General features: G+C 64.3%; 4 protein-coding genes and 1 pseudogene. All 5 read right to left on the reverse strand.

All coding sequences use genetic code 11. The annotated features are described in order from the left end of the window. A partial coding sequence (locus VGH68_RS15645; protein ID WP_331604554.1) for a PglL family O-oligosaccharyltransferase occupies positions 1 to 1,640 on the reverse strand: 1,640 nt, incomplete at its 3' end. Positions 1,641 to 1,879: 239 nt separating this feature from the next. After that, entirely contained in the window at positions 1,880 to 2,503 is a 624-nt protein-coding gene (locus VGH68_RS15650) for a pilin (protein ID WP_331604555.1), read from the reverse strand. A 176-nt stretch (positions 2,504 to 2,679) separates the two neighbouring features. Then, the gene (locus VGH68_RS15655; protein ID WP_331604556.1) at positions 2,680 to 3,384 is read right to left on the reverse strand and encodes a TerC family protein; all 705 of its coding nucleotides are present in this window, start codon (positions 3,382 to 3,384) and stop codon (positions 2,680 to 2,682) included. A 157-nt stretch (positions 3,385 to 3,541) separates the two neighbouring features. After that, positions 3,542 to 4,423, reverse strand: coding sequence for a succinate--CoA ligase subunit alpha (gene sucD / locus VGH68_RS15660; RefSeq protein ID WP_331604557.1), 882 nt, complete (start codon positions 4,421 to 4,423; stop codon positions 3,542 to 3,544). Between the two features lie 140 nt (positions 4,424 to 4,563). Next, positions 4,564 to 4,921 (reverse strand): annotated as a pseudogene (sucC, locus tag VGH68_RS15665) (succinate--CoA ligase subunit beta); the annotation flags it as partial.

Below are 4,921 nucleotides of genomic sequence, written 5' to 3' on the forward strand. Positions count from 1 at the left end.
AGTTCCTTGGCGAAGATCCGCAGACGCTCGACCGTATCGAGTGCCGACGCGGTGTCGCCGTTCAGCGCCTGCAACACCGCGTACCGGCGCAGCACCGTTTCGCCGGGCAATAGCGCGATCGCCTGCCGGTGCATCGCGAGCTTGCGTTGCAGGTTCGCCGGATTCATCGGCTGCAGCGTCGCCATCCCGTACTCGCCCCATGCGCCGAACAGGAACGACGGATCCGCGCCGTATTGCTCGGCCGGCTTCGCGCCGTAGTACAGCACCTCGGCACGCGCATAATCCCGATACACCGGATACAACGCGGCGAGCCCACCGAACACCACCACCGCGAACGCGCCGAACGACACGCCCGCGGGCACGCTGCGCAGCGGCCGCGTATCGAGCAGACCGAACACGAACATCGCCGGCAGCAGGAAGAACATGTATTGCTGCGGATATTCGACCAGCGCATGCATCGTCAGCACGCCAATCAGCGCGACCCCGAACACGCGCGCAGCGCTTTGCGGCGCGCGCACGACCCGCACGAGCCACGCGACGAGGCCGAGCAGCACGATCGCAAGGCCGATGAGACCGGTCTTCGCGAGCAGATCGATAAAGATGTCATGCGAGTTGTTCGCAATCTCGACGCCGCCGAGCTGCTCCACGAGCCTGAACTGATAGCTCGGGAAGTCGCCCCAGCCAACGCCGAGCAGAGGATGCGCTTTGAACATCGTCCAGCCGTATTTCCACAACGCGAGGCGCGGCGCGATCTGGCCGGCATCCTGAAAGCGCTCCGCCGCCGACTGCCCCAGTTCGAGGTGATAGCGCAGATTGGCCCAGCGAATCAGCGCATTGACCACGAAGAACAGCACGCCGAGCACGATCGGAATCAACCATTCGCGGTTGCCGCGGCGCATCTGCGGCTCACTGCGCATCTGCGCGAACGCCATCCAGAAACCGGCGACGACGATGACTCCCATCTGCAGCCACGGCCCGCGCGACACCGTGAGCGCGAGACCGGCCGAGAAAATCGTCGACACCAGCAGCCAGATGGGCACGGCGATACGGCGCGTCTGCACCAGATACAGCGCGCCTGCCATCGCGAACGCGATATAGGTGGCGAGGTGGTTCGCCTGCGCCATGTTCCCGAATGGCCGGCGCTCGACGCTCACGTTGTACGCGACGACGAACGGCGCGACCCTCCTCTCGAGGTGAAACAGCTGGATCACCTGGCAGAACACCGCGAACAGCCCGCCGACGATCAACGCCCCCGCCGCCCAGCGCAGCGCGGTTTCATCGAGCTTCACGCGCGCGAAGCCGTGGCCCGCATGCACCGCCATGAACGCGGCGAGCAGAAAGCCGGCGCCGAGCCAGTTCATCGACGGCTCGGCGACCGGCAGCACGAACGTCTGCACGATCAGCAGCAAGCCGAATAGCAACGGCACGAGCGCGACCGTCGGCGACGCGAACGGCACTCGCGCCCGCGAGGTCGCGACCAGCAGTACGACGGCCGCGCCGGTCAGCAGATACAGCGCGAGCGCGGTGAATTCGGCGTAGAACGTCGGGATCGGATAGGTGTGGTTGGCGACCGCATAGGGCAGCACCAAAGCGAGGGCCAGCAGGACGAGAGACAGGTAGCGCGCGAAAGGGGTGGGCATCGAATCAACGGTGGGCGTCAGCAACCGGCGCACTATACAAAAAAATCCCTACGCTGTGCGCCGGCCGGTCTGAAATAGACAGAAAATCAGCGTTTTACGTGGCGGCGCCGGCCCCGTTCGTCAACCCTGATTCGCCCGCTGATCCACCCGTTGATTCGCCGTTGACTCGCGCCTTTATTGCCACCGGCGAGCGCATTCGAAAGCTCCTTCGGTACTCTTTCGCCCGCTGATGCGCAAGCTTACGAACGACATTCCGGCGGCGCCAGATTGCCCGCGAGCGTCGGTGCTTCGGCCGGCGTCGGCCCCGCGCCAGGTGCCGGCAACGACGATGCAGCCTTGCCGCCAGCAAAACACTCCCACGTGAGCGAGCCGGTCTGCACCGCGTCCTTGCTCAACGCGACCCGCGCGGTCGGCGCATCCGCATTGTCGGGCACCGATGGCACCAGCGTCAGCGTGTTCTCACCGGCCTGCGCGACGCGCGTCGTGTACGTGACCGTGATCTGCCCGGTGTCGTCGTCGATCTGGATCGACTCGACGTTGCGCGTGGCGGGCGGCGACGCATAACCGCCACCGAATGCATTGCCGCTGGCGGCGTTCTCGGCCACCGACAGCCGCGCGGAAGCGGCGAGCGATAATCCCTCGCCTACCCGGCTACGCGCCAGATAGTCCTGATACGCGGGGATCGCATAGGCGGCGATCACACCGACGATCGCGAGCACGATCATCAGCTCGATCAGCGTGAAGCCGACGCCGCAGCGGCGGTAGACATGCGCGAGCCGCGCGCGCCAGTTCACGCGCCAGCGTGCGCCGCGCGACGAAGACGTAGCTTGAGAATAAGGGGAATACGGCAAGGTAACGGTCATCGGCAGACTCCTGATACGAAAAACGCCTGCCCCGCGGATCGGGAGCAGGCGTTTCCATCGTAGCGAGCCGGGCTCGCGTCTTACAGTCAGCCGGATGGCCAAGGTTGCAGGGGTGCGCTGAAGACGGCGCCAACATCAGATGCATCGGCCCATGCTCGCGACGCCCGCAACTAAGCTCAAACCGCCGCGCGCTTTGCGTTGCGCCGCTTCAGCAGATAGCCGACGATCACGACGAACAGCGCGCCCGCGATGCTCATCCCGTATACGGCCGCGGGTGTGTCGAGGATCGGCCAGCGGTCGCCAGCCGGGTCGTTGACCATCAGCCCGCCCGCGATCCAACCAAGCAGCGCCGCGCCCAACAGCACGATGACCGGGAAGCGGTCGAGCAGCTTCAGAACGAGCTGGCTGCCCCATACGATCAATGGAATGCTCACCACGAGGCCGAAGATCACGAGCGCGAGGCGATGCTCCTCCGCAGCGCCCTCGGCTGCGCCGGCAATCGCGATCACGTTGTCGAGGCTCATCACCGCGTCCGCAACGATGATCGTCTTGATCGCCGAGATCAGCTTGTCGGCGGGCTTGACGTTCTCATGCACGTCGTGCGCGGGCGCGAGCAGACGCACGCCAATCCACAGCAACAGCAAGCCACCGGTGAACTTCAACAACGGCACGTCGAGCAGCGCGACCGCGAATGCGATCAGCACGACGCGCAGCAGGATCGCGCCGGCTGTGCCCCACAGCACACCGCGCACGCGCTGCGCGGGCGGCAGATTGCGGCAGGCCAGCGCGATCACGACCGCGTTATCGCCACCGAGCAGAACGTCGATGACGATGATCTGAAATACCGCGCCCCAGTTGAGCGTCGTGAAGAATTCGAGCATGAGAAAAGCCGAAAAAATGCTGCCACGCGGACAAGAACGCGGATGTAAAAAAAAGCGGGGGAGTTCGCACTCCCCCGCTTTTCGGGACCACCCGCTCACGAAAGGACTTCGTAAGCGTATCAAAACCGCGCCGCTACAGCACGCGAATTTCTTCGATTTACAGCATCGCCTTCAGAAGACGCGCCATTTCCGACGGGTTCTTCGTGACCTTGATACCGCATGCGTCCATGATTTCCAGCTTCGCTTCAGCGGTGTCCGCACCGCCCGAGATCAGCGCGCCGGCGTGGCCCATGCGCTTGCCCGGAGGCGCCGTGACGCCAGCGATGAAGCCAACCACCGGCTTCTTCATGTTGTCCTTGATCCAGTGCGCGGCGTTCGCTTCGTCCGGACCGCCAATTTCGCCGATCATGATGACGGCGTCCGTCTCCGGATCGTCGTTGAACATCTTCATCACGTCGATGTGCTTCAGACCGTTGATCGGGTCGCCGCCGATACCCACCGCCGACGACTGGCCGAGGCCGATCGCGGTCAGTTGGCCGACTGCTTCATACGTCAGCGTGCCCGAACGCGACACGACGCCGATGCGGCCCTTGCGGTGGATGTGACCCGGCATGATGCCGATCTTCAGTTCGTCCGGCGTGATCGTGCCCGGGCAGTTCGGTCCGAGCAGCAGCGTCTTGCGGTTTTCCGCACGCATGCGGGCTTTCAGCTCGATCATGTCGCGCACGGGGATGCCTTCCGTGATACAGATCGCGAGATCGAGGTCGGCTTCGACCGCTTCCCAGATCGCAGCGGCAGCGCCTGCCGGCGGAACGTAAATGACCGACACGGTCGCGCCCGTTTCAGCCTTCGCTTCGGCGACGCTCGCGTAGATCGGGATGCCCTCGAAATCTTCGCCGGCGCGCTTCGGGTTCACGCCCGCGACGTACGCTTCGCGGCCGTTTGCGTATTCACGGCAAGCACGCGTGTGGAACTGACCGGTCTTGCCGGTGATGCCCTGCGTGATGACCTTGGTGTCTTTGTTAATCAGAATCGACATGTATTGACCTCTGTTCGTTTGGCGTCACGCGGTAGCGCCATTCGGCGCGATGTTTCACGCCTGTGTCGCTCGCGCGCCGCCCCTCGTCAACCTGGCAAATGCGCGGGTAAATGCGCGTGTAAATCCGCTGGGGCTTCGGCTTATGCGTTGCCCGAAGCAGCCGCGACGACCTTCTGAGCCGCTTCTTCCATGCTGTCCGCCGAGATGATCGGCAGGCCGGAGTCGGCGAGCATCTTCTTGCCCAGGTCTTCGTTCGTGCCCTTCATGCGGACCACGAGCGGCACCTTCAGCGACACGGCCTTCGACGCCGCGATCACGCCTTCCGCGATCACGTCGCAGCGCATGATGCCACCGAAGATGTTGACCAGAATCGCGGTCAGGTTCGGGTTCTTCAGCATGATCTTGAACGCTTCCGTGACCTTCTCGGTCGTGGCGCCACCGCCCACGTCGAGGAAGTTCGCCGGTTCGCCGCCGAACAGCTTGATGGTGTCCATCGTT

The sequence above is a fragment of the Paraburkholderia sp. genome (assembly GCF_036488505.1).
Taxonomy (GTDB): domain Bacteria; phylum Pseudomonadota; class Gammaproteobacteria; order Burkholderiales; family Burkholderiaceae; genus Paraburkholderia.

Excerpts from the sequence above, each read along its gene's own strand:
- VGH68_RS15650 (WP_331604555.1), bottom strand. The coding sequence starts at position 2,503 with ATGACCGTTACCTTGCCGTATTCCCCTTATTCTCAAGCTACGTCTTCG.
- VGH68_RS15655 (WP_331604556.1), bottom strand. The coding sequence starts at position 3,384 with ATGCTCGAATTCTTCACGACGCTCAACTGGGGCGCGGTATTTCAGATC.
- sucD (WP_331604557.1), bottom strand. The coding sequence starts at position 4,423 with ATGTCGATTCTGATTAACAAAGACACCAAGGTCATCACGCAGGGCATC.